This window comes from Streptomyces sp. H27-H1 (genome assembly GCF_026627445.1).
Lineage (GTDB): Bacteria > Actinomycetota > Actinomycetes > Streptomycetales > Streptomycetaceae > Streptomyces.
Window position 1 is genome coordinate 1 of the sequence record NZ_JAPNLJ010000161.1, and the last position, 831, is coordinate 831.

At 65.7% G+C, this 831-nt stretch carries 1 protein-coding gene and 1 pseudogene; both read right to left on the minus strand.

Annotated elements, in window-relative coordinates:
- Window positions 1-118: 118 nt before the first annotated feature.
- Entirely contained in the window at window positions 119-457 is a 339-nt protein-coding gene (locus OTB20_RS42285; RefSeq protein ID WP_267825198.1) for a transposase, read from the minus strand.
- Window positions 458-724: 267 nt separating this feature from the next.
- A pseudogene (locus tag OTB20_RS42290) lies at window positions 725-831 on the minus strand (IS5/IS1182 family transposase); the annotation flags it as partial.

Here is an 831-nt window from a genome sequence, read left to right on the forward strand (position 1 = left end):
CCCGGTACAGCGCGACGGCATCGGCCCGGAACTCAAGGCTGTACTTCGACGTCCCCAACGGGAACTCCTGTTCCTCGGATCTTCACGATCCAATGATCAGGGTGTCCACGAGCAAGGGTCAGGCCCCCTCCGTCGCGAAATACCGGGCCGTCTTGCGGAGGATGTCGCGCTCTTCCTCCAGCTCACGGATCCTCTTCCGCGCCGCGGCCAGCTCCGCCTGAATGCTGTCACCGCCTGCCTGGACAGCGGCTGGCGGCGAGGAGTGGGCGCCTGGGCGGCGACCGTCGGTGGCCCGGATCCAGTTCCGCAGCGTCTCGGTGTTCACCCCGAGATCACCAGCGACCGACCTGATCGTCGCTCCAGGCCGCGACCGGTACAACGCGACCGCGTCCGCCTTGAACTCGGCGGGGTAATGCTTCCCTACGTTGTTCTGCGGGACCGGGCGAGCCCTTCGTATGGTTCATCCCCACAGGGACTCCATTCTCCTGGACCATCAAGATCCAAGTGCCTCCGGTGTCCAAAATCCGGGGTCAAGGCCCACTCACCACTGAACAACTTCATGGACATCGCCCACGCCCTGAGCGCCATCGGGGAAGCGGTGGCCGGCTCCGGGTGGCCGGGCGGCGACCGGATCGCTTCACACGCCCACAGCTGGCACGGCCCCGCACTCGGCCGAGACCCCCCAGCGCCCGTCGTACCGCATTCCTAGGTTCTGTTTCTTGGATCAGGTTCGGATCCAGATGATCAGGGCAGCGAGGGTGACGGTCCCGAGGTAGACGTACGCGCGTTTGTCGTAACGGGTGGCCACGGCCCGGAAGTTCTTGAGGCGGT